We start from the raw sequence: 19,233 nt of genomic DNA, 5'->3' as shown, positions 1-19,233 counted from the left end.
GTGTTTAAGCCGCGGCCGCGACCTGCCGGCCGATCCCGCCATGCAGGTCGAGGCAGCGCTCGAACCAGCGGGCGACGCCGTCGTCGTCGTCGAGCAACTGGAAAGGCGATGCGATGCGCCCCCATTGCAGCGCCCCGAACACGATGTAGTCGGCAAACAGCGGCGTCTCGCCGCCGAGGAAGGGTTGATAGGTGAGCGTGGAGCGCAGCGGCTCCAGCGCGGCGCGAAACCCCGAGAGCCCGGCATCCCGGTTGGCCACGACGTCTTCCAGCCGCTTGCCGTAACGCTGCTCGCGGCTTTCGCGGAAATAGGCGGCGTTGGGCTCGTCTTGCATGTCATGCAGGTCGGTCAGCGCCACCGTCGCGACGTAAGGATGGATGGTGAGCTGCGACCATCGCTCGATGAAGCGCGCCATCGCCTTGCCGCCCTCGCCGGAAAACAGCGTCGGCCGATCCGGATAGGCCTCGTCGAGGTAAAGCGCGATGGCGAAGGAATCGGCCACCACACGCTCGCCGTCGCGGATCACCGGCACCGTCTTGGACGCGCCACCCTCGACTTTCGGCACCTCGAGGAAGCGCGTCGGCACCTTGGTGGCGGCGAGCCCCTTATGCGCCAGCGCCATCTTCGTCTTCCAGCAATGCGGACTGAACGGGCGTTGGCTGTCATGGCCGACGAGATCATAGAACAGAATGGTCATTGCGGTTCCTGCGGGTTACGAAGAGCGGGGATTCGTTGCGAGCCGGATGTAAGAATGAAACAGCATTTCATGATGTTTGCGGCCTACAATCAATGGGCCAACGGTCGCATCTACGATGCCGCTGCCGACCTCGGCGACGAGGAATTCAACCGCGACACCGGCGCCTTCTTCGGCTCGATGATGGGAACGCTCAACCATATCCTGACCGCCGATCGCATCTGGATGAAGCGTTTCACTGGTGAGGGGCACGCACCATCGTCCCTTGACGCCATTCTCTACAAGGCGTTGCCACCTTTGCACAGCGCGCGCGAGGCCGAGGACAAGCGGATCATCGACTGGGTCGGTGGCATGAGTGAGAAGGCGCTCGCCGGCCGCTTCTCCTACATGACGCTCTCCGACATGCGCACCGTCTCGCAGCGCCTTTCCCCGGCGCTCAGCCATTTCTTCAACCACCAGACCCACCATCGCGGCCAGGCGCACATGGTGCTCACAGTGCTTGGCCGGCCCTCGGTGTCGCTTGACCTGGCGCTGTTCCAGCGCTCCGAGGAAGGTCGCGCCTACGCGTGAAGGTACCCAGGCAGAAGGGGTGTCTTCAACCGGGCGCTGTGCCTAGCGAAAGTCGAACAGTCCCGCGGTCGCCCCTCTGTTCGGCTGTAGTTTCAATTGAGGTTTTGCACTGGTTTAGCATTCCTCTCAAATTTTAAATATTTAAATAAAGTAGCATATATTTTTAAATCTCCGGTATATATTTCAAAAACTACAACTTATTCTTGCAAATTCGGGCGCGAAACCGGAGTGCCATCTTGCGCGTAGGTATTTATGCGCCAAGCACATGCGAAACATTAGTTTTGGCACGATGCAGCGCAGCAAATAATGAAGTCAAAGAGGAGAGTGTCATGTCTAGTATTGCCAGAAATATCGCTAGGGCTCTGTCTTATGGCTCGATTATCGTTATTTTGGCAGTTCCAGCGAATGCTGCAAGTCTCGGGCTCGGCGGCCTCGGCGGCGCGTCCGTCGGAGGTAACGGCGCCAGCGCCAATGTGGGCGGTGCAGGCGGTGCCAATGCGGACGCTTCATTTGGTGGAAGCAGCACCAGTGCAACGGCTTCCGTCGGCGGCACCGGCGGCACCGGCGGCGCCAACGCCGCCGTTTCGCTTGGCGGTGGCCAGTCAGCGGACGCGGCCGTGTCCCTCGGCGGCGCCAGTGGCACCGGAGCCACCGCGTCGGTCGGCACCAACGGCGCCAATGTCGGCATCGGCACGCTTGGAGCTTCTGCCGGTGTGGGGGTCGGTATCGGCACGCCAGGGATAGCGGGAGTTCCGGGTACCCCCGGCACACCAGCCACCATCGGTCAACAACGTGCCATCGCACAGATGTCGAGCGCTCAGCTTACGCGCATGAAGAAGCGCTGTGCCGATGTGCTGTCCAGCGTAGGGACTTACGACTCCGATCTGAGGGCGCTTTGCCTGATGATCGCGCGTCGCTGAATGCATGATCCCAGCCGAGGTTTCGGCAGGATCATGCGCCAGGTCAGAGTGCCATGCTGTTCCTGACGCCGCGAGGCAGTGCAGGTAACGGCTCAGCCGGGAGTGTCCAACAAGGCCGTGAGGCTCTACGGCACTCTCCTACCGTGTCGCCGGTCGCGGCTGACGACACGCTGACGAGAACCTCCGGCCAGTCGGAAAGCCCGCCACATCCGTGGTGGGCTTTCTGGTTTTGTGTTGGCGGCGTTGCCCGATCGGCGTGGCCGCCCGGCCTAGAGCAAGTCCAGGAAAAGTGTGAGCGGTTAGGCTCGGCGACTTCGGTGTCGCTTCCGTCGGAATTGCGTTAAAACAAGGAGATAGAGCGGTTCGCCGTTTCCGTGAAACGGTGAAACGCTCTAGCGCCGCTGGCTGAGAATTAACCAAGTTCGCAGGGCGGCGCGTGTATTAGCAGTTCGTTTGCCTTCCTCGCGGCATGATGGCCCGACGTAACGGGAGCAACGGCATGCGCATCGATTTGTCCCCGACAAGTTGGGGCAGGGTCGTGGTGGTCACCGCCGCCGGCACCGCCTTTTTCATTGCCGCCGCCTTCTTCGTCGATTCCTTCAATTTCCCCTCGCTGTCGCCGCAGGCGCTGCTGTGGGCGCAACTCACGGACCTGTTCCTGCCGCTCATCCTTGGCGGCTCCTTCCTGTTCTTCCTGATGTGGAAGATGCGCCAGCTTGCCATCACGCAGAAGGAACTCAGCATCATTGCCGCGACCGACAGCCTGACGGCGGTCTTCAACCGCGGCGCCTTCTCGATGCTGGTCGAGGCCTATCTCGATCGGGCGCGCGGCCAGACGGTCGCCGATGCCGGCGCGCTGCTGATCGTCGATGCCGATCACTTCAAGTCGATCAATGACCGCCTCGGTCACGATTGCGGCGACCAGGCGCTCAGGTTGATCGCCGCGACGATCAAGGGGCAACTGCACGGCGCCGACATTGTCGGACGCATCGGCGGCGAGGAATTCGCGGTCTTCCTGCCCGGCGCCGACGCCGCGCGCTCCTTTCTGGTCGCCGAATCCATCAGGCGCCGCATCCGCGAGGCCGAGTTTGCACCCGGCGGGCGGCCCTGGCCGCTTTCCGTGAGCATCGGCGGCACCGCCTTCAGCGGCCCGACCACCTACCATGACATGTTCCAGGTCGCCGACCGCCATCTCTACAGGGCCAAGTCGAATGGCCGCGACCAGGTGAGCTTCGAGAGCCCGCGCGGCGGACCGGCGGGCGACGCCGCTGGCACGGTCCACTAAAGCGCGTCGCCCTGAAACGGATTCAGGCGACGCGCTTTAGGTCATTTTTTTGATGCATGTCGTTGCCGCAAAACCGAGGTCACTTTTGCGCGACATGCATTAATCAATTCCAGGAAAGGTGTGATCCGCTTAGGCTCGGCGACTTCGCCGTAGCCGTCCTCCCGGCCTTGGAAGCCAGGGTCAACGGTGGCTGCGGTTGAGCAGCGGCCTGTGCTGGCGGATCAACTGGCGCTCGACATCGAGATAGGGCCTGATCAGGCCCGCCGCGGTCGGGGTCGGTTCCGGCCGATGCACCACCGCGGTCAGCATGCCGTGTTCGGTGAGCACGTTCAGCCACTTCAGCGCTTCCCATTTGGGCGTCGCGCCACCACGACCGGCCAGGCTGCGGTTGATATAGCCGGGATAGGAAAGCAGGCGCTTGCCCGCCGAGGCACCGCAGGTGCCGATCCTGACCGGCTTGCCCCCTGTGGTGATCCAGGCATAGACGGCCTCGCCGAGTTCGCACACCTTGGGGTCGGTTATCGTCACGCGGATCGGCGATCTGTCCCGGCTGAGCCGCATTTCGGCTGCCGGCTTGAAACGCTCGCGATCGAGAAACATCCAGCCTCCTTGCCGCGCGTCCGCACTGACATGGGGAACGCGAACGGTCCGTGCGGTGTTTCACGCAGCGGTCGAAAAGTTTCACGGGATGTCGCGGCGCCGCGCATGCCTGCCGTCAACGGTCCGTTCATCCTTTGACGGCTAGTGTCGGTGGCTGACCTCAGCCGATCCGCGAGCGACCGTGTTCGATCTTATCGACTTCAAGGCGGTGCTCGTCATCGCCCTCATCTTCATCCCGCTCGAGCAGCTCCTGCCGCTGCATGCCGAGCAATCGGCGACGCGCCGGCATTGGCTGAACGACGTTGTCTACCTGCTCTTCAACGGCATCGTCATCAAGCTCGGCATGTTGCTGGTGGTCGGCGCGGAGATGCTCCTGGCGGAGCGTTTCGTTCCCGAAGCGCTCACCGCCGCCATCCAGTCGCAGCCTTTATGGCTGCAGGCGATCGAGGCTCTGCTCATCGCCGATATCGGCTTCTACCTTGCCCATCGCGCTTTCCATGCGGTGCCGTTCCTGTGGCGATTTCACGCCATCCACCACTCGATCGAGGAGATGGACTGGCTGGCCGCGCACCGCGTGCACCCGGTGGACCAGATCCTGACCAAGTCGGCTTCGTTCCTGCCGCTGTTCACGCTGGGTTTTTCCGGCGAAGCGGTTCTCATCTACGTGCTGATCTATCACTGGCAGTCGGTGTTCATCCATTCCAACACCCGCATCAAGTTCGGGCCGCTGAAATGGCTGATTGCCTCACCGCAGTTCCATCACTGGCACCATGCCAACGAACGCCAGGCCCATGACAAGAATTTCGCCGGACAGTTGCCCGTTCTCGACCTGATCGGGGGCACCTTGTTCATGCCGCAACGAATGCCGGAAAAATACGGTGTCGACGAGCCGGTGCCGCAACTCTACCACCAGCAGCTCGTCTATCCCTTCGTCGCCACGACCGAACCGGCCGCGCCGATCGTCGAGGCCGCGCCCGCCGCCGCCAAGCCGGACTGACGGCACGGAAAAGCCCGCCAGGGCGGGCCTTTCCGGGAGGGTCGTCCTTTGCCGTAAAATTCAGGCGGCGAAGCCGCCATATCCGCGCGCCACCGGCTTGACCGAGACGACCGGCAGCTCCGAGGGCCAAAGCACGCCGGCCGTCACCGCGAAGGTGATCAGCGCATCGCGCGCGGCCTCGACCGAGATTTCCCCATCGCGCGCGGCCTCGCAGGCCTTCACCGCGGCGCCGTAGCTGAGGCGGCGGCGCGACGGCGGAAACTCGATCAGGAAGTCATGCATGTCGAACAGCGAGGCGATCATGCGCTTGTGGCCGGCGCCGACGCTCAGTGCGACCGGTGTGAAGAACGTCCTGTCGTACATTCGGACCTCGTCTATTGGCAGTGGAAGCGGCGGAGCTGCCGCCTCCGGTCTAGGGGAGGGACGCCCCACAACGCGGCTTGCGGCGACAGGTTCCGCGCGTGCCGATTTTTCCGTATTGGACTTGATCCGCCGGGCAGGCGGCTATTTCCACATCCCGCGCATGCGGGCGCCGAGATCGACCTTGACGCCCGGCTTCTGGCGCGGGTCGTCCTTGAGCGCGGTGCTCGCCCAGGACGACTGCTCGAAGGCCGAAAGCATCGAGGCCGGGATGAAGCGGGTGCGCGAGGCATAGACATGGCGGTCGCCGCGCGCCGGCTGGTTGTGCGGATAAAAACGCTGCGGCACGACGAGATGCAGGCTGTCCTTGGCCCTGGTCATCGCCACGTAGAGCAGGCGTCGCTCCTCCTCGATATCCTCCTTGGTGCCGACGCCGAGATCGGCCGGGATGCAACCGTCGACGGTGTTGAGCACGAAGACGTTCTTCCACTCCTGGCCCTTGGCCGAATGGATGGTCGACAGGATGAGGTAATCCTCGTCGCGATGCGGCGGGCCGGCCTGATCGCTGGTGGCGTCGGGCGGATCGAGCGTCAGCTCGGTCAGGAAGCGCTCGCGCGACGGATAGGTCGACGCGATCTGTTCGAGCTGTATGAGGTCGGCGCGGCGCGTGATCGCGTCCTCATGGATGCGTTCCATATGCGGCTCGTACCAGAGCCTGATCCGCTCGAGGTCGGCCGGCCATTTGGCGCCGGCGCGCAGCCCGCTATAGATGTCGAGGAACACCGGCCAGGCTTCCGCGGTGCGTTGCGGCGGGCGGAAGCGAGCAAGGCCCAGCGTCTCGTCCAGCGACGTCGCCATCGCGTCCACGATCTGCGAGGCGGCGGATGGGCCGATCCCCGGCATGAGCTGCAGGACGCGAAAACCGGCGACGCGGTCGCGCGGGTTCTCGGCGAAGCGCAGCATCGCCAGCATGTCCTTCACATGCGCGGCGTCGAGGAATTTCAAGCCGCCGAACTTGACGAAGGGGATGTTGCGGCGCGTCAGCTCGACCTCCAGCGGTCCGCTGTGGCTTGAGGTGCGGAACAGCACCGCCTGCGCCTTCAGCGCCGTGCCGGCCTCGCGCTCAGCCAGGATTGCCTGGCAGACATAGTTGGCCTGCTCGGCCTCGTCGCGCACACTCACGAGCTGCGGCTTGTGTGATGACCGGCGCTCGGTCCACAGGTTCTTGGTGAAGCGCTCGCTGGCCTCGCCGATGACCTTGTTGGCGGCGGCCAGGATCGTCTCGGTCGAGCGGTAATTGCGCTCCAGCATGACGATCTCCGCGCCCTGCGCGAACTGCTTCGGGAAATCGAGGATGTTGCGCACTTCCGCCGCGCGGAAGGAATAGATCGACTGCGCGTCGTCGCCCACGACGGTCAAGCCGGCGCCGTCGGGCTTCAGCGCCAAAAGGATCGAGGCCTGCAGCCGGTTGGTGTCCTGGTATTCGTCGACCAGCACGTGGTCGAAACGGCTGCCGAGGTGGGAGGCGATCTCCGGTTCCGACGCCATCTGCGCCCAGTAGAGCAGGAGGTCGTCGTAATCGAGCACGTTCTGCGCCTGCTTGGCCTCGACATAGGCTGCGAACAGCTCCTTCAGCTGGTCCGCCCATGCCGCGCACCATGGGAAGGCTGCGCCCAGCACTTCGCCGAGCGGCGCCTGCGCATTCACTGCCCGCGAATAGATCTGCAGGCATGTGCCTTTCGTGGGAAAGCGGCTTTCGGTCTTGGAAAAGCCCAGCTCGTGCCGGGCAAGGTTTATCAGGTCGGCGGAATCCTCGCGGTCATGGATGGTGAAGACCGGATCGAGGCCGATCTGCTCTGCATAGTCGCGTAAGAGTCGCGCGCCGATACCGTGGAACGTGCCGGCCCAGGCGAGCGCGTCGGCGATGATTGCGGCGTCGCGCCCCAGAACCTCGCCGGCGATGCGCTCGACGCGCCTGGCCATCTCGGCAGCGGCACGGCGTGAGAAGGTCATCAGCAGGATGCGGCGCGGATCGGCGCCCTTGACGACGAGATGGGCGACGCGATGCGCCAGCGTGTTGGTCTTGCCGGAGCCTGCGCCGGCGATCACCAGCAGCGGCGTGGTCACCTTGCCGTCGCCATGCAACACCGCCAGCCGCTGCTCGTCGTTCAGCCGGGCAAGATAGGCGGGCGTTTCGAAGGACGAATCACGAGCGGCGATGTTCATCGCCCATCAAGCATCGTTTCCGCTTTGTTCGCAATACAGCTGATCTTGCCCCTAGTGCGCGTGATCGGTGAAAGCCGGCGAGATAGCTGACCTCCCCACGGCTAAAACTACCGCCTCGGCTCCACTCCCATCGCCGCCGACTGGGGCCGCAAATTGCGTCTCTCGTCGCCCGGCATGTCCAGCGGCGCCACATCGCCGGGCACCTCGTCGATAATCCTCACGGCGACACGATAGGCGGTGTAGGCGAACAGACCTGTAAGCAGCAGGCGTATCATGATCGTCTCCTCGTACGGTTCGGTGGGTTCAACCGAACTCACGCCGGTTGGTTCCCCACCCCACGCAACCAAACTGTAGCCGCTTCGTTGCCTTTGAGATCTTGAAATCAAGGAGCGAACGAGAGGAGGTCGTTATGATGAAGCTTCCTGCGCTGCTGGCTCTTGCGGCAGGGCTCGCGGTCGCTGCCTGCGACAACAGCGTACCGCCCACCAAGGCGCCCGCCGATCAGAACCCGCAGGTCGACAAGAATCCGGTGCCGAAATCGACCTCCGGCGGCGACCAGCCGGGCACGCCGCAGCAGCAATAGCGACTTACAGGTCTGGTGGATTGTCGTGGGCTGAACGAAGAAGGCCGGCGCTGCTTGGGAGGAAGCTCGATAGCGCCGGCCAAGCGGGAAAGTCAGGCCCGCCGCACAATAGAAGATAGCTGAGTCTCGCCCTTGCGTCATGGTGCGATCGCGCTGGCCGGCTACGCAACTGCGGGGAAATCACCGGAAAATCCTGAAATTCTGCAAAGCCCCGCTGCGGTGGGTGTCCGTCGGTTCAGCGTTGATGGAGGAGTAACCCCTCACGCCATGGCCGAGCGCCGCACCGGGGCGTTGGCGATCTCCAGGTCCAACTGGCGCTGCGTCAGCGCCGCCTCGGCCATGATCCACTGCTTGAACAGCTCCACCTTGCGGGCGCCGAGCGCCTTGATGGGGCTGACGAAATACCAGCCGGCCGTGTTGGGGTGGTGGACGGCGAAGGGCGCCACCAGCCGTTCGGCACGGATGTCGCTTGCCATGTAGGCACGGTTCGCGACGGCAAAGCCCATGCCCGCATTGGCCGCCTCGTAGGACATCATGCAGGAATCGAAATAGACGCTCCTGGTTTCGCCAAGCACGAAGCTCGCGCCGGCAAAGCCCAGCCAAGACTGCCAGTTCTGCGTGCACGTGTCGGAGTGAAGCAGCGTGAAATAGCGCAGATCCTCCGGCGTCACCTTCGACAGCGGTTTGTCGCCCAGCACGTCGTGAAACAATTTGCGGCTGCACACCGGCGTCAAATCCTCCCTGAACAGGAGTTCGGCGGTGAGGCCGGGGAAATTGCCATCGCCATAGCGGATCTCGAGATCGTATTCCGAGGTCGAGAATTCATGCGTGGCATAGGAAGTCGACACCCGCATCTCGATGTCCGGATACTGGCGCTGGAAGGAAGACATCCGCGGAAACAGCCAGCGTGCCGCGAAAGTCGGCAGCACGCAGATCCGAAGCACATGCGCCTGCGACTGGCCGGTGGCCTCCATGCTGGCCGCCACGATCCGCTCCAGCGCCTCGCGCACGCGCGCCACATAGGTCTCGCCCTCCGGCGTCAGCGACACTGCATTGCCGCCGCGCTCGAATATCTTGAAGCGCAACTGATCCTCCAGGCTCTTCACGCGCTGGCTGACGGCGGAAGCGGTGATGAATTGCTCTTCACCGGCGCGCGTGAAATTCCTGTGCCTCGCGGCGCTCTCCACGATTTTCAGCGAGTTGAGGTTGACCTGACTGAGCAGACGCACGGGCTTTCGACCTTAAGCTGCGCTTACGCTACCATCAGCATTCCTAAATTTACAGGGGTAGGCGTTTAAATGACTGCTAACCAAGTGTTGCCCCCACCTTGGAGAAAGTAGAATGAACGCCCATACAATTCCCGAACTGCGTTGCGCAATGAGCCGCGAGGCGATCATTGGTCATGAGACCTCCTGGAAAGTGTCGGGTTTCGGCGTCGCCCAGTATCGTCACGGTTACGACCCCGCTCTGCTTGCCGCCATCGAGGAAGCCGCCCTGAAGCTGAAGGCCAGCCATGCCGTGCACAAGCACCTCGACCTCACCTTCATCACCGGCGCCGACCGCTACATTCCGGAGATCAAGGAGCTTTTGCACGACAAGCTGCGTCTGGAAAGGCTGTCCGACATGATGGGCACCAAGCTCGAGCCGTATCCGCTGTCGATCGTCGGCTCGACCGTCACCTTCATGAATCCCAAAGACGGCGCGGTCGAATGGCATTGCGATGGCGTTCCGGTGACGGAGCTCATTCCGCTGTCGATCAGCGACCCGCTCATCGGCGGTCACCTTGAAATCTATTGCGACGATTCCGAGACCGGCCGCTCGATCCTGGAATCCGGCCGCGACCTGCCGCGCAACAAGATCATGCGCATCGACCACAAGATGAACTACGCCACGCTCGGCCAGTTCCTCGGCGTGCTCCATCGCACCGCGCCGATCCAGCTCGGCGAGCGCGTTACGCTGGTGCTCAACCAGCGCTCGGCGACCAAGCCCTATGTCGACGACAACCGCATGTTCTACCTTGCCGCCGACAACGACCATGACCGTGCCTGGGTGAACGAGCTGGCCGAGGATGTCTGGACGAACCAGTTGCCCGCCTACCGCCGCTATGCCGAGGAGCATCCCGTGCCGCAGCCGACGGCGGAAACGGTTACCGGCGGGGCGAGGGAGTCGTGGTAATGAGCCACGAACCGGTCGAGCGTCAGCCGCCTTCAGTGTCGCTGCGCCTCGGCCCCGTCGTGCCGGAAAGCCAAGGCCGTTCCGGCGCCGCCCTCGGGGCGGCGCTTGCCTTCGCCCTCGGCGCCGTGGCGCTGTGGGCTACCAACGCCCTGGTCGGCAAGACACTGCTTGCCGCCTATCCGGTGTCGCAAGTGCAGTTCCTGCAATTTTGCGGCGCGGCGCTGGTCTTCGCGCTGATCCGGCTGACGAGCGCTTCTCCTTCCCCCCTTGCGGGGGAAGGTGGATCGGCGCGTAGCGCCGAGACCGATGAGGGATGCTCCAGCGAAGTGAGACGTTGGCGTTCCCTGGAACACCCTTCATCCGACCTCGCTTCACGAGGCCACAGCCCGGGGGCGAGACCCACGGCTCGCCCCGTCCTTCGAACCCCAGAAGGGGACAAGGGGAGATCCGCGCTTGCCGCCTACGCCGTTGGCTTCATCGGCCTGGTTGGCACGATGGTCCTGCAATATATCGGTTTCGCCTCGATGCCGGTTATCGAGGCCAACCTTGTCGCCTACACTTGGCCGCTGATGACCGCTGCGGCGGTTATCGTGCTTGGCCGTCCGCGTCGGCCGCTGTTGCTCGGGCTGGCGGCGGCGCTGGGCTTCGTCGGCGTTGTGCTGGTGATTTCCGGCGGCCGCGCGCAGAGCTGGTTCGAAGGCAGCCTCGTCGGCTACCTCGCCGCTTTCGGTTCGGCGCTCTGCATGGCCTTCTACTCTCTCGCCGTCGGCCGCCTTGCCGTGTCGCCCGAGCGGCTGCTTTTGCCCTCGGCGCTGATCGGCGTCGCGCTCACCTTTGCCTGGTGTTTGCATGACGGCGTCGTACGCCCAAGCGGCGCGCACCTTCTGCTCGGCCTCTATCTCGGCGCCGGCCCGATGGGGCTCGGCTACTATTTCTGGTCGCGCGCGGCAAAGCTCGACCACGGCGGCAGGATAGCGGTCGTCGCTTATCTCACGCCGATAGCTTCCACGTTTCTGCTGACGCTCTCGGGCGAAAGCCTGTCGATGACGGCGGTTGCCGGCGCCGTCCTCGTCATCGGCTGCTGCCTTGCGGTCGGCATCGAAGGTACGGAGACCAGGCACGATGTCCAAAATGACCGTTGACGAGGATGAACGCCGCGCCAGGCAGGAGGCGCACTGGCTGGTCAGGGAGTTTGGCGCGGAGGCGCCGCTCTATGCGGCCATGAAGGCCGAAAAGGCCATCGAGCAGAAGGATTTCGGTCGCTGCGCGCGCTGGAAGCGCGTGCTGGAGATACTCGCGGACGAGCCGCCCGTCGAGCTCAGGCGCGGTGTCAGCGCCAGATAGCGATTTGCCATGGGGCCTCCGAATCGCGCATGGTCGACTATCCGGCTGGCGGATTATCGTTGCCGTGCTGGAACTTGGCCTGAACTTCGATTTTTCAGCAACTTCCATCGCAAATCGAAGTGCTATAGCGCATTTTACGCATCCAGGCGGACCGCCGGTGCTATAGAATGTTGGCTATAGCTATTAGAATTCCTAACTTGCGCGTTTCCAGTCCGCGTAGAAACATCACCCGGTATTGAGTGTCGTAGCTTTACTGACTCTGGACGGTCCGTTGGGGGACATTTGTCCAATTCGATACACCGACGAAAGTCTTAAAAAAGAGCTGGCGATTTGAGGGCCAGCAGAAGGTGAAAAAATTGTCCAACATCGACGACAAGACTGCAATCGAACTGACCGCCGACATTGTCTCGGCCTATGTCGGCAACAATCCGCTCCCCGCCTCCGGCCTGCCCGATCTGATCGCCAGCGTCAGCGCCGCGGTGCGCAAGCTCGCCGGCGGCAGCGTTGTCAAGGAAGCGGTGGCGCTGACCCCCGCCGTCAACCCGAAGCGCTCGGTTTTCCCCGACCACATCGTGTGCCTGGAGGATGGGAAGAAGTTCAAGTCGTTGAAGCGCCACCTCGCAACCGATCACGGCCTGACGCCGGACGAATACCGCGCGAAATGGGGCCTGCCCGCCGACTATCCGATGGTGGCGCCCAGCTATTCGGCGACACGCTCGGCGTTGGCCAAATCGTCCGGCCTCGGTCGCAAGCCGGCCGGCGACGCAGGCAAGGGCAAGCGCAAGGCCAAGGCCTGAGGCGTGTTGCCCGCAACGGATGACGTCGCGCCATGGCCATGGCGCGACCATCTGGCTGCCCTCGGCGCTTTGCGCCGCGGGGTAGCCGTCCAGTCCTCGGTGGATGCGGCTGACGGCGTCAAGGCGCGGCGCATCCTGTTTTCGCTGGGAGAGCCCTCCGGCGAAATACTTGCCGCGCTCGACGCGCTAGACCGGTTCGAGCGCACCATCGTCGAATGCGACAACCCGTCGGCCATCGAGACGCGCAGGCTGAACTGCCTGGTCATTCTGGATCGCCTTGCAGCTAAAGGGTCAGCCGCGCGCGAGCTGTTAGATTAGAGCAATTCCAGGAAAAGTGTGAGCGGTTTTCCGTCCGGAATTGCGTCAAAACAAGGAGATAGGGCGTTTCGCCGTTTCCATGAAACGGTGAAACGCACTAGCGGCGGGGCGGCTTGACCGGCAGGGTGCGCTTGGAATCTGGCTCGCCGGCAAGGCTCTCCGCCTCGACAGCTGTCATTTCAAGAAGATAGACAAGCATCTGGTAGCGCGTGCGCGAGAGCATTTTTGCCAGCTTGCGCGTGATTTCCGCGATATATCTCAATGTTCTTGAGTCGCTGGGCGCTCCATCCATCGTGAGCTCCTGACAGGCCAGCTATTTGGGCCAAGTTACGTGAACCAAGTTATCGTTGGCGCCTACTCGCGACTCACGGCGCATCTACAGGTTTGCAGGTTTGCGATAAAACTGAAATCAATTTTGATAAGCATCGTGCTTGGTCAGGAAGATTTTGCCGTCCTTTTTTGGTGGCATCGCCACTTGCCACGTCAATATTGCACCAAAGCGCGACTTGCGGTTGTCTTGCCGCCCCGGGTTGATCTTCCGCCAGGAAATGTTGATCGCAACAGGTTGGCGACGGGCGGTCAGAGCCGTTCAGCCTTTATAGGCGGTGCAGAAGGCCGGCGGGTTGTCGTTGCCGATCATGGCGCAGCCGCGCTTGATCTCGTCGATCATCATGCTGCAGGCATTCTGCCCGTTGCAGGCCGGATTGGTTGCCGGCGACACCTGGACGCATTGCGAGACATACTGGTCCGACTTCGCCTTGCCGGCGGATTGCACGCATGGCCGCGTGTCATTTTGGCTTGCCTGGGCAAGGGCCGCAGGCGCGACCTTGGCGGGCGCGGCCTTCGCAGGGGCGGCACTGCCGCCGCTTTGCCGCACGCAGGAGAGGTCGCCTTGCGGACACTGCAACTGGTGCTGCAACTGCGCCAGCCGCGCCTTGGTCAACTCCGTCTTGCAGGTCGCGACGAGGGTCGAATACACCGAGCCGCCGGCATAGGGCTGGGTGCGGAAGGCGCACTCCTTGTCGCGGAACGGGATCCAGGCGCGTTGCGCGTCGCGCAGGCGCTCGAGGTCGGCGGGAGCGAGCCGTCCTGCCAGCGCCTTGTAGACGGCGTTGAGCCCAGCGTCGGCCGAAGCGGCATTCCCGGCCGTGCAGGTAGCAAGGTCGGCCTGCGTCTTCGCTGCCGCGCAGTCGATGGCCGCACGGGCCGCAGGGGTGGTGAGAAGAATGGCTATCCCGGCGGAGACTGCGAAAATCGCGACCGCCAGCAAGGTCGATAGGAACGAGGTCTTACCCGACATTCGATCTACCCTGTGTTTTGAATCGGCCCTGCCGCTCGCCAGCCTAGGTTGAGGCAATAGCGGCGATCAACGCCAAACCTGTGACGTGGCAAGCAAAGGGTGACCTTGATCGGCGAAAGCGAGGAGCGAACAATTTCCCCTTTGTGAGGGAGATGCCCGGCAGGGTAGCGGACGCGCCGTCGCGCCCGGGGGCTCAGTGATTCATAGGCGAAGCCTAAGATGCTTTTCCTGAATAGATTTGGATCAACAGATGTTCCGGCTCCCGCGTCTCTGGCCGGCTCGCTATCTGTCCCGATTGGGGGGAAGTTAGTTGGGCCTGCGGCACGCTCTCGGATTCAGTGGGGAGGGCAACATGAGCGGTTTCGTCCTCGAACAGAACCACCTGCGTCGCCAGCGCGGTTGTGGTGGCGACCTGGAAGAAGATGAAGGCTAGGGCGAGATAGCGGATCACGGGCCTCCAAACGCTTCGGCCGGCAACTGGTTCCAGCCTATCAGGCTTTTTTTGACGGATGGCCGCGGTCGTGCGCGCAGGGCCTCATCGGGCCTGGCTCTTGCGAAGCGCCGATCTCCCGTGCAAAAGCCCGCTTATGCTTATCATCAACGACCTTACGCTGCGCATGGCGGGGCGGCTGCTTCTCGATCATGCCTCATTGACCCTGCCGGCCGGCACCAAGGCCGGCCTCGTCGGCCGCAACGGCACCGGCAAGACCACGCTGTTCAAGGCGATCACCGGCGATTTCCCGTCGGAGACCGGCGCGATCAGCCTGCCGAAGAACACCCGCATCGGCCAGGTGGCGCAGGAAGCGCCCGGCACCGAGGAGCCGCTGATCGAGATCGTGCTGAAAGCCGATGTCGAGCGCCAGGCTTTGCTCGAAGAGGAAAAGACCGCGACCGATCCGCACCGCATCGCCGAGATCCACACGCGGCTGGCCGATATCGACGCGCATTCGGCCGAATCCCGCGCCGCCACCATCCTCGCCGGCCTCGGCTTCGACGACGCCGCGCAGAAGCGTCCGGCTTCGGCCTTCTCCGGCGGCTGGCGCATGCGCGTGGCGCTGGCGGCCGTGCTCTTCTCCGAGCCCGATCTTCTGCTGCTCGACGAACCGACCAACTATCTCGACCTCGAAGGCACGCTCTGGCTGGAGAACTATGTCTCGAAGTATCCGCACACGGTGTTGCTGATCTCGCACGATCGCGACCTGCTCAACCGCGCCGTCAACTCGATCGTCCATCTCGACCAGAAGAAGCTGACTTTCTGGCGCGGCGGCTACGACCAATTCGAGCGTCAGCTGACCGAGCAGCGGGAACTGCAGGAAAAGAGCCGCGTCAAGCAGGAATTGGCACGCAAGCACATGGAGTCCTTCGTCGAGCGTTTTCGCGCCAAGGCTTCCAAGGCCAGGCAAGCGCAGTCGCGCATCAAGGCGCTGGAGAAGCTGAAGCCGATCGCGGCGATCGTGAACGACATGGTGCGCCCGTTCTCTTTCCCGGAACCGGTGAAGACGGTGGCCTCGCCGATCGTTGCGCTGAACGGCGTCAATGTCGGCTATACCGAGGGCAGCCCTATTCTGAAGAAGATGACGCTGCGCATCGATGCAGACGACCGCATCGCGCTGCTCGGCGCCAACGGCAACGGCAAGTCGACCTTCGCCAAGCTGCTCGCCGGCCGGCTGAAGGCCGAGACCGGTTCGATGACGGTCGCGCCGGGCCTGAAGGTGGCGATCTTCGCCCAGCACCAACTCGACGATCTGCGCCCCGAGGAAAACGCCTACGAGCATGTGCGCCGGCTGATGCCGGACGCGCCGGAATCCAAGGTGCGCGGCCGCGTCGCCCAGTTCGGCCTGTCGACCGAAAAGATGAACACGGCGGCGAAAGATCTGTCCGGCGGCGAGAAGGCGCGGCTTTTGATGGGCCTGTCGGCCTTTGAGGGGCCGAACCTTTTCATCCTCGACGAGCCGACCAACCATCTCGACATCGACAGCCGTGAATCGCTGATCCATGCGCTGAACGATTTCCCTGGCGCGGTGATCCTGATCTCGCACGATCGGCATCTGCTCGAAGCCACTGCTGACCGCCTCTGGCTCGTCAAGGACGGGGCGGTCAATCCTTATGACGGCGACCTGGAGGACTATAAGACGCTGGTCACCGGCGTCTCGTCCAACCGCCGCGAGCAGAAGGAGGCGGACAAGGCGTCCAAGGCCGACCGCCGCCGAGAGGCGGCCCAACGCCGCGCAGCACTTGAGCCTTTGGCCAAGGAAATCCGCGCCACCGAGGCGCTGATGGACCGCATCCGCAAGCGCATTGACCTGATCGAGGACGAGCTCGCCAATCCGGCCGTCTACGAGAAGGATCCCTCGACCGCGACGCGGCTGGCCAAGGAGCGCTCGCAACTGGCGCAGACGCTCGCGCAAAACGAGGACAAGTGGCTGACCATGTCGGCCGAGTATGAAGAGGGGATCGCGGAGTAGCGCGATCTTCCCCTTCTCCCCTTGTGGGAGAAGGTGGCCGCGAAGCGGCCGGATGAGGGGTGATCCAGGAAACGCCAGCGTCTCACTCCGCTGGAACACCCCTCATCCGTCTCGGCGCGATCGCGCCGATCCACCTTCTCCCACAAGGGGAGAAGGGAAGGAGTCTCTGGCCCTACACCTCTCCGCCAAAACCCGCTAAACACCCCGCATGAACCAGCACGCCAAGCTCCGGATCGGCCATTCGGCCTGTCCGCATGATTGCCCCTCCACCTGCGCCCTCGAAGTCGAGCTGCTCGACGACAACCGCATCGGCCGCGTCCATGGCGCCAAGTCGAACAGCTACACGTCGGGCGTCGTCTGCGCCAAGGTCGCGCGCTATGCCGACCGCGTCCACCACCCCGACCGGCTGCTGAGGCCGCTGGTGCGGGCGGGCGGCAAGGGGGAGGGCGGCTGGAAGGAAGCGAGCTGGGAAGCAGCCCTTGACCTCGTGGCGGAAAAGTTCATCACGGCCGAAGCGAAACACGGCTCGGAGACGGTCTGGCCCTATTTCTACGCCGGCACGATGGGGCTGGTGCAGCGCGACGGCATCGAGCGGCTGCGCCACGCGAAAAAATACTCGGGCTTCTTCGGCTCGATCTGCACCAATCTGGCCTGGACCGGCTGGATGATGGGGGCGGGCGCCTTGCGCGGGCCCGACCCGCGCGAGATGGCCAAGGCCGACTGCGTGGTGATCTGGGGCACCAACGCCGTGGTGACGCAGGTCAACGTCATGACCCATGCGATGCGGGCACGCAAGGAACGCGGCGCCAAGATCGTCGTCATCGACATCTATGACAACGCCACCATGAAGCAGGCCGATCTCGGCCTGGTCTTGAAGCCCGGCACCGACGGCGCGCTCGCCTGCGCCGTCATGCATGTGCTGTTCCGCGATGGGCTCGCCGATCGCGCCTATCTCGAAAAATACACCGACGACCCGCGCGGGCTGGAAGAGCATCTGCGCACCCGCACGCCCGAATGGGCGGCCGCCATCACGGGCTTAAGCATCGCCGAGATCGAGGCATTCGCGCAGATCGTCGGCACGACGAAGAAAACCTACTTCCGTCTTGGCTATGGCTTCGCGCGGCAGCGCAACGGCTCCGTCAACATGCACGCCGCCTCCTGCATCGCCGCCGTCACCGGCGCATGGCAGTATGAGGGCGGCGGCGCCTTCCATTCCAATTCCGGCATCTTCAAGCTGAACCAGGATGTGCTCGAAGGCACCGCGATGCGCGACCCGAAGGTGCGCTATCTCGACCATTCGCGCATCGGCCCGGTGCTGACCGGTGCGGCGGACGCGCTCTATGGCGGCCCGCCGGTGACGGCGATGCTCATCCAGAACACCAATCCGGCGAATGTCGCCCCCGAGCAGCGGCTGGTGAAACAGGGTTTTCTGCGCGAGGACCTGTTCACTTGCGTGCACGAGCAGTTCATGACCGATACGGCCAAGCTCGCCGATGTCGTGCTGCCGGCGACGATGTTTTTAGAGCATGACGACATCTACAAGGGCGGCGGCAACCAGCACATCACGCTCGGCCCCAAGCTGATCGAGCCGCCGGAAGGGCCGCGTACCAACCACTACGTCAATGAGGAACTGGGCAAGCGGCTGGGCGTCGGCGACCGTCCGGGCTTCGGCCTGACCGAGCGCGAGCATATCGACATCATCCTCGGCAAGCGCGGGATCGGCAGCTTCGACAGCCTGAAGGAACAGAAGTGGGTCGACCTGCAGCCCGATTTCGACGATGCGCATTTCATCAACGGCTTCGGCCATGCCGACAGGAAATTCCACTTCCGGCCCAACTGGACCGGGCAGTCGGCGCCCAACCGGCCGCCGAAAAGCATGGGCCTGTTCGGCCCGGTCGGGCGACTGCCGGAATTCCCCGACCATGTCGAGCTGATCGAGGTGGCGGACGAGGAGCATCCGTTCCGGCTGGCGACCTCGCCGGCGCGCAACTTCCTCAATTCCAGCTTTGCCGAGACGCCGGTCTCGAAGGCCAAGGAAGGCAGGCCGGAATTGCTCATCCACCGCGAGGATGCAGCAGTGCTCGGCATCGAGGATGGCGGCCGCGTTGAGGTCGGCAACCGGCGCGGCGACGTGGTGCTGCACGCAAAATTCTTCGACGGCGTGAAGCGCGGGGTGGTGATTGCCGAAGGCATCTGGCCGAACAGCGCGCATGAGCGCGGCGAGGGCATCAACGTGCTGACCGGCGCCGATGCCCCGGCGCCCTATGGCGGCGCCGCCGTCCACGACAACAAGGTGTGGCTCAGGGCGCTGTGACGCGTTCTTGAAGCAATTCCAGGAGGGTGATGGCGAGGTTTCAAGCAACCTGCCCATTAATGCATGTCGCCCAGAAGTGTGCAGCGGTTCTGGGACAACGACATGCATCAAAACAAAAGCTTAAAGCGCGTCGCCTGAATCCGTTTCAGCGCGACACGCTTTAGTTCGTTTTTTCGATTTGCCTTGTTTTTCGGCGTATACGGCCTAAAGCGTCCAGAACCCTCAAGCGCTTCAACGGGATCCCATCATACTCTGTAAGAGAACGGCGACCGCCGCGATCTACGA

21 protein-coding genes are annotated in these 19,233 nt (G+C 63.5%); 12 read left to right on the top strand and 9 right to left on the bottom strand.

Annotated elements, in window-relative coordinates; translation table 11 throughout:
• Positions 1 to 4 precede the first annotated feature (4 nt).
• The gene (locus AC0YKC_RS19135) at positions 5 to 697 is read right to left on the bottom strand and encodes a glutathione S-transferase family protein (protein ID WP_488512157.1); all 693 of its coding nucleotides are present in this window, start codon (positions 695 to 697) and stop codon (positions 5 to 7) included.
• Between the two features lie 54 nt (positions 698 to 751).
• Between AC0YKC_RS19135 and AC0YKC_RS19130 the strand changes: the two genes are divergently transcribed.
• The 3 genes from AC0YKC_RS19130 (at position 752) to AC0YKC_RS19120 (ending at position 3,469) form a co-directional block, all read left to right on the top strand.
• Positions 752 to 1,264 carry a DinB family protein gene (locus AC0YKC_RS19130; protein WP_320296289.1) on the top strand — a complete coding sequence of 171 codons (513 nt, stop codon included), beginning with the start codon at positions 752 to 754 and terminating at the stop codon, positions 1,262 to 1,264.
• Positions 1,265 to 1,593: 329 nt separating this feature from the next.
• On the top strand, positions 1,594 to 2,184 hold the full coding sequence (locus AC0YKC_RS19125; RefSeq protein WP_488512155.1) for a hypothetical protein: 591 nt from the start codon (positions 1,594 to 1,596) through the stop codon (positions 2,182 to 2,184).
• A gap of 499 nt (positions 2,185 to 2,683) precedes the next feature.
• A complete protein-coding gene (locus AC0YKC_RS19120; RefSeq protein ID WP_320296287.1) occupies positions 2,684 to 3,469 on the top strand; it encodes a GGDEF domain-containing protein in 786 nt (261 codons plus the stop codon).
• A gap of 180 nt (positions 3,470 to 3,649) precedes the next feature.
• Here AC0YKC_RS19120 and AC0YKC_RS19115 read toward each other — a convergent pair whose 3' ends face one another.
• The gene (locus tag AC0YKC_RS19115; protein ID WP_488512154.1) at positions 3,650 to 4,069 is read right to left on the bottom strand and encodes a hypothetical protein; all 420 of its coding nucleotides are present in this window, start codon (positions 4,067 to 4,069) and stop codon (positions 3,650 to 3,652) included.
• Positions 4,070 to 4,250: 181 nt separating this feature from the next.
• On the opposite strand from AC0YKC_RS19115, the gene AC0YKC_RS19110 reads away from it, so the two are divergent.
• Complete coding sequence (locus tag AC0YKC_RS19110; protein ID WP_488512153.1) at positions 4,251 to 5,066, top strand: sterol desaturase family protein; 816 nt, start codon at positions 4,251 to 4,253, stop codon at positions 5,064 to 5,066.
• Between the two features lie 60 nt (positions 5,067 to 5,126).
• Here AC0YKC_RS19110 and AC0YKC_RS19105 read toward each other — a convergent pair whose 3' ends face one another.
• The 3 genes from AC0YKC_RS19105 to AC0YKC_RS19095 form a co-directional block, all read right to left on the bottom strand.
• Positions 5,127 to 5,429, bottom strand: a complete 303-nt coding sequence (locus AC0YKC_RS19105; RefSeq protein ID WP_488512152.1) for a DUF982 domain-containing protein — start codon at positions 5,427 to 5,429, stop codon at positions 5,127 to 5,129.
• Positions 5,430 to 5,570: 141 nt separating this feature from the next.
• Positions 5,571 to 7,652 carry an ATP-dependent helicase gene (locus AC0YKC_RS19100; RefSeq protein WP_488512151.1) on the bottom strand — a complete coding sequence of 694 codons (2,082 nt, stop codon included), beginning with the start codon at positions 7,650 to 7,652 and terminating at the stop codon, positions 5,571 to 5,573.
• Between the two features lie 107 nt (positions 7,653 to 7,759).
• A complete protein-coding gene (locus AC0YKC_RS19095) occupies positions 7,760 to 7,927 on the bottom strand; it encodes a hypothetical protein (protein ID WP_488512150.1) in 168 nt (55 codons plus the stop codon).
• A gap of 134 nt (positions 7,928 to 8,061) precedes the next feature.
• Between AC0YKC_RS19095 and AC0YKC_RS19090 the strand changes: the two genes are divergently transcribed.
• Positions 8,062 to 8,235 (top strand): hypothetical protein, encoded by a 174-nt coding sequence (locus AC0YKC_RS19090; protein ID WP_320296281.1) that lies wholly within the window; start codon positions 8,062 to 8,064, stop codon positions 8,233 to 8,235.
• A 260-nt stretch (positions 8,236 to 8,495) separates the two neighbouring features.
• Here the strand turns inward: AC0YKC_RS19090 and AC0YKC_RS19085 are convergent, their stop codons facing one another.
• Complete coding sequence (locus AC0YKC_RS19085; protein WP_320296280.1) at positions 8,496 to 9,464, bottom strand: LysR substrate-binding domain-containing protein; 969 nt, start codon at positions 9,462 to 9,464, stop codon at positions 8,496 to 8,498.
• Between the two features lie 112 nt (positions 9,465 to 9,576).
• Here AC0YKC_RS19085 and AC0YKC_RS19080 point away from each other — a divergent pair, with 112 nt between their 5' ends.
• From AC0YKC_RS19080 to AC0YKC_RS19060, 5 genes are all read left to right on the top strand, one after another.
• Positions 9,577 to 10,410, top strand: coding sequence for a hypothetical protein (locus AC0YKC_RS19080; protein WP_488512149.1), 834 nt, complete (start codon positions 9,577 to 9,579; stop codon positions 10,408 to 10,410).
• Positions 10,410 to 11,552 carry a DMT family transporter gene (locus tag AC0YKC_RS19075; protein ID WP_488512148.1) on the top strand — a complete coding sequence of 381 codons (1,143 nt, stop codon included), beginning with the start codon at positions 10,410 to 10,412 and terminating at the stop codon, positions 11,550 to 11,552. The genes AC0YKC_RS19080 and AC0YKC_RS19075 overlap by 1 nt, the downstream gene beginning before the upstream one ends.
• Positions 11,542 to 11,754 carry a hypothetical protein gene (locus AC0YKC_RS19070; RefSeq protein ID WP_320296277.1) on the top strand — a complete coding sequence of 71 codons (213 nt, stop codon included), beginning with the start codon at positions 11,542 to 11,544 and terminating at the stop codon, positions 11,752 to 11,754. Before AC0YKC_RS19075 ends, AC0YKC_RS19070 begins: the two co-directional genes overlap by 11 nt.
• A gap of 356 nt (positions 11,755 to 12,110) precedes the next feature.
• Positions 12,111 to 12,551 carry a Ros/MucR family transcriptional regulator gene (locus AC0YKC_RS19065; RefSeq protein WP_320296276.1) on the top strand — a complete coding sequence of 147 codons (441 nt, stop codon included), beginning with the start codon at positions 12,111 to 12,113 and terminating at the stop codon, positions 12,549 to 12,551.
• 6 nt (positions 12,552 to 12,557) lie between these two features.
• A complete protein-coding gene (locus AC0YKC_RS19060; RefSeq protein ID WP_488512147.1) occupies positions 12,558 to 12,869 on the top strand; it encodes a hypothetical protein in 312 nt (103 codons plus the stop codon).
• Positions 12,870 to 12,966: 97 nt separating this feature from the next.
• Here the strand turns inward: AC0YKC_RS19060 and AC0YKC_RS19055 are convergent, their stop codons facing one another.
• The 3 genes from AC0YKC_RS19055 to AC0YKC_RS19045 all read right to left on the bottom strand — a co-directional run bounded on the left by AC0YKC_RS19055 (position 12,967) and on the right by AC0YKC_RS19045 (position 14,620).
• Positions 12,967 to 13,161 carry a hypothetical protein gene (locus AC0YKC_RS19055; RefSeq protein ID WP_488512146.1) on the bottom strand — a complete coding sequence of 65 codons (195 nt, stop codon included), beginning with the start codon at positions 13,159 to 13,161 and terminating at the stop codon, positions 12,967 to 12,969.
• 297 nt (positions 13,162 to 13,458) lie between these two features.
• Positions 13,459 to 14,169, bottom strand: a complete 711-nt coding sequence (locus AC0YKC_RS19050) for a lysozyme inhibitor LprI family protein (RefSeq protein WP_488512145.1) — start codon at positions 14,167 to 14,169, stop codon at positions 13,459 to 13,461.
• 214 nt (positions 14,170 to 14,383) lie between these two features.
• Positions 14,384 to 14,620, bottom strand: a complete 237-nt coding sequence (locus tag AC0YKC_RS19045) for a hypothetical protein (RefSeq protein WP_434721973.1) — start codon at positions 14,618 to 14,620, stop codon at positions 14,384 to 14,386.
• Between the two features lie 136 nt (positions 14,621 to 14,756).
• Here AC0YKC_RS19045 and AC0YKC_RS19040 point away from each other — a divergent pair, with 136 nt between their 5' ends.
• Both AC0YKC_RS19040 and AC0YKC_RS19035 read left to right on the top strand, forming a co-directional pair.
• The gene (locus AC0YKC_RS19040; RefSeq protein WP_488512144.1) at positions 14,757 to 16,634 is read left to right on the top strand and encodes an ABC-F family ATP-binding cassette domain-containing protein; all 1,878 of its coding nucleotides are present in this window, start codon (positions 14,757 to 14,759) and stop codon (positions 16,632 to 16,634) included.
• Between the two features lie 208 nt (positions 16,635 to 16,842).
• A complete protein-coding gene (locus AC0YKC_RS19035) occupies positions 16,843 to 18,948 on the top strand; it encodes a molybdopterin oxidoreductase family protein (RefSeq protein ID WP_488512143.1) in 2,106 nt (701 codons plus the stop codon).
• The last annotated feature ends 285 nt before the right edge of the window (positions 18,949 to 19,233 follow it).

The sequence above is a fragment of the Mesorhizobium sp. CNPSo 4661 genome, assembly GCF_057784215.1.
Note: the sequence above shows the minus strand (reverse complement) of the source record. Positions and strands in the feature narration are given on the sequence as shown.

What these genes read in the sequence shown, in the direction of transcription:
- AC0YKC_RS19040 (WP_488512144.1), top strand. Translation starts at nt 14,757, where the DNA reads ATGCTTATCATCAACGACCTTACGCTGCGCATGGCGGGGCGGCTGCTT.
- AC0YKC_RS19070 (WP_320296277.1), top strand. Translation starts at nt 11,542, where the DNA reads ATGACCGTTGACGAGGATGAACGCCGCGCCAGGCAGGAGGCGCACTGG.
- AC0YKC_RS19135 (WP_488512157.1), bottom strand. Translation starts at nt 697, where the DNA reads ATGACCATTCTGTTCTATGATCTCGTCGGCCATGACAGCCAACGCCCG.
- AC0YKC_RS19125 (WP_488512155.1), top strand. Translation starts at nt 1,594, where the DNA reads ATGTCTAGTATTGCCAGAAATATCGCTAGGGCTCTGTCTTATGGCTCG.
- AC0YKC_RS19035 (WP_488512143.1), top strand. Translation starts at nt 16,843, where the DNA reads ATGAACCAGCACGCCAAGCTCCGGATCGGCCATTCGGCCTGTCCGCAT.
- AC0YKC_RS19050 (WP_488512145.1), bottom strand. Translation starts at nt 14,169, where the DNA reads ATGTCGGGTAAGACCTCGTTCCTATCGACCTTGCTGGCGGTCGCGATT.
- AC0YKC_RS19120 (WP_320296287.1), top strand. Translation starts at nt 2,684, where the DNA reads ATGCGCATCGATTTGTCCCCGACAAGTTGGGGCAGGGTCGTGGTGGTC.
- AC0YKC_RS19090 (WP_320296281.1), top strand. Translation starts at nt 8,062, where the DNA reads ATGATGAAGCTTCCTGCGCTGCTGGCTCTTGCGGCAGGGCTCGCGGTC.
- AC0YKC_RS19075 (WP_488512148.1), top strand. Translation starts at nt 10,410, where the DNA reads ATGAGCCACGAACCGGTCGAGCGTCAGCCGCCTTCAGTGTCGCTGCGC.
- AC0YKC_RS19055 (WP_488512146.1), bottom strand. Translation starts at nt 13,161, where the DNA reads ATGGATGGAGCGCCCAGCGACTCAAGAACATTGAGATATATCGCGGAA.
- AC0YKC_RS19105 (WP_488512152.1), bottom strand. Translation starts at nt 5,429, where the DNA reads ATGTACGACAGGACGTTCTTCACACCGGTCGCACTGAGCGTCGGCGCC.
- AC0YKC_RS19100 (WP_488512151.1), bottom strand. Translation starts at nt 7,652, where the DNA reads ATGAACATCGCCGCTCGTGATTCGTCCTTCGAAACGCCCGCCTATCTT.
- AC0YKC_RS19080 (WP_488512149.1), top strand. Translation starts at nt 9,577, where the DNA reads ATGAACGCCCATACAATTCCCGAACTGCGTTGCGCAATGAGCCGCGAG.
- AC0YKC_RS19115 (WP_488512154.1), bottom strand. Translation starts at nt 4,069, where the DNA reads ATGTTTCTCGATCGCGAGCGTTTCAAGCCGGCAGCCGAAATGCGGCTC.
- AC0YKC_RS19130 (WP_320296289.1), top strand. Translation starts at nt 752, where the DNA reads ATGAAACAGCATTTCATGATGTTTGCGGCCTACAATCAATGGGCCAAC.
- AC0YKC_RS19095 (WP_488512150.1), bottom strand. Translation starts at nt 7,927, where the DNA reads ATGATACGCCTGCTGCTTACAGGTCTGTTCGCCTACACCGCCTATCGT.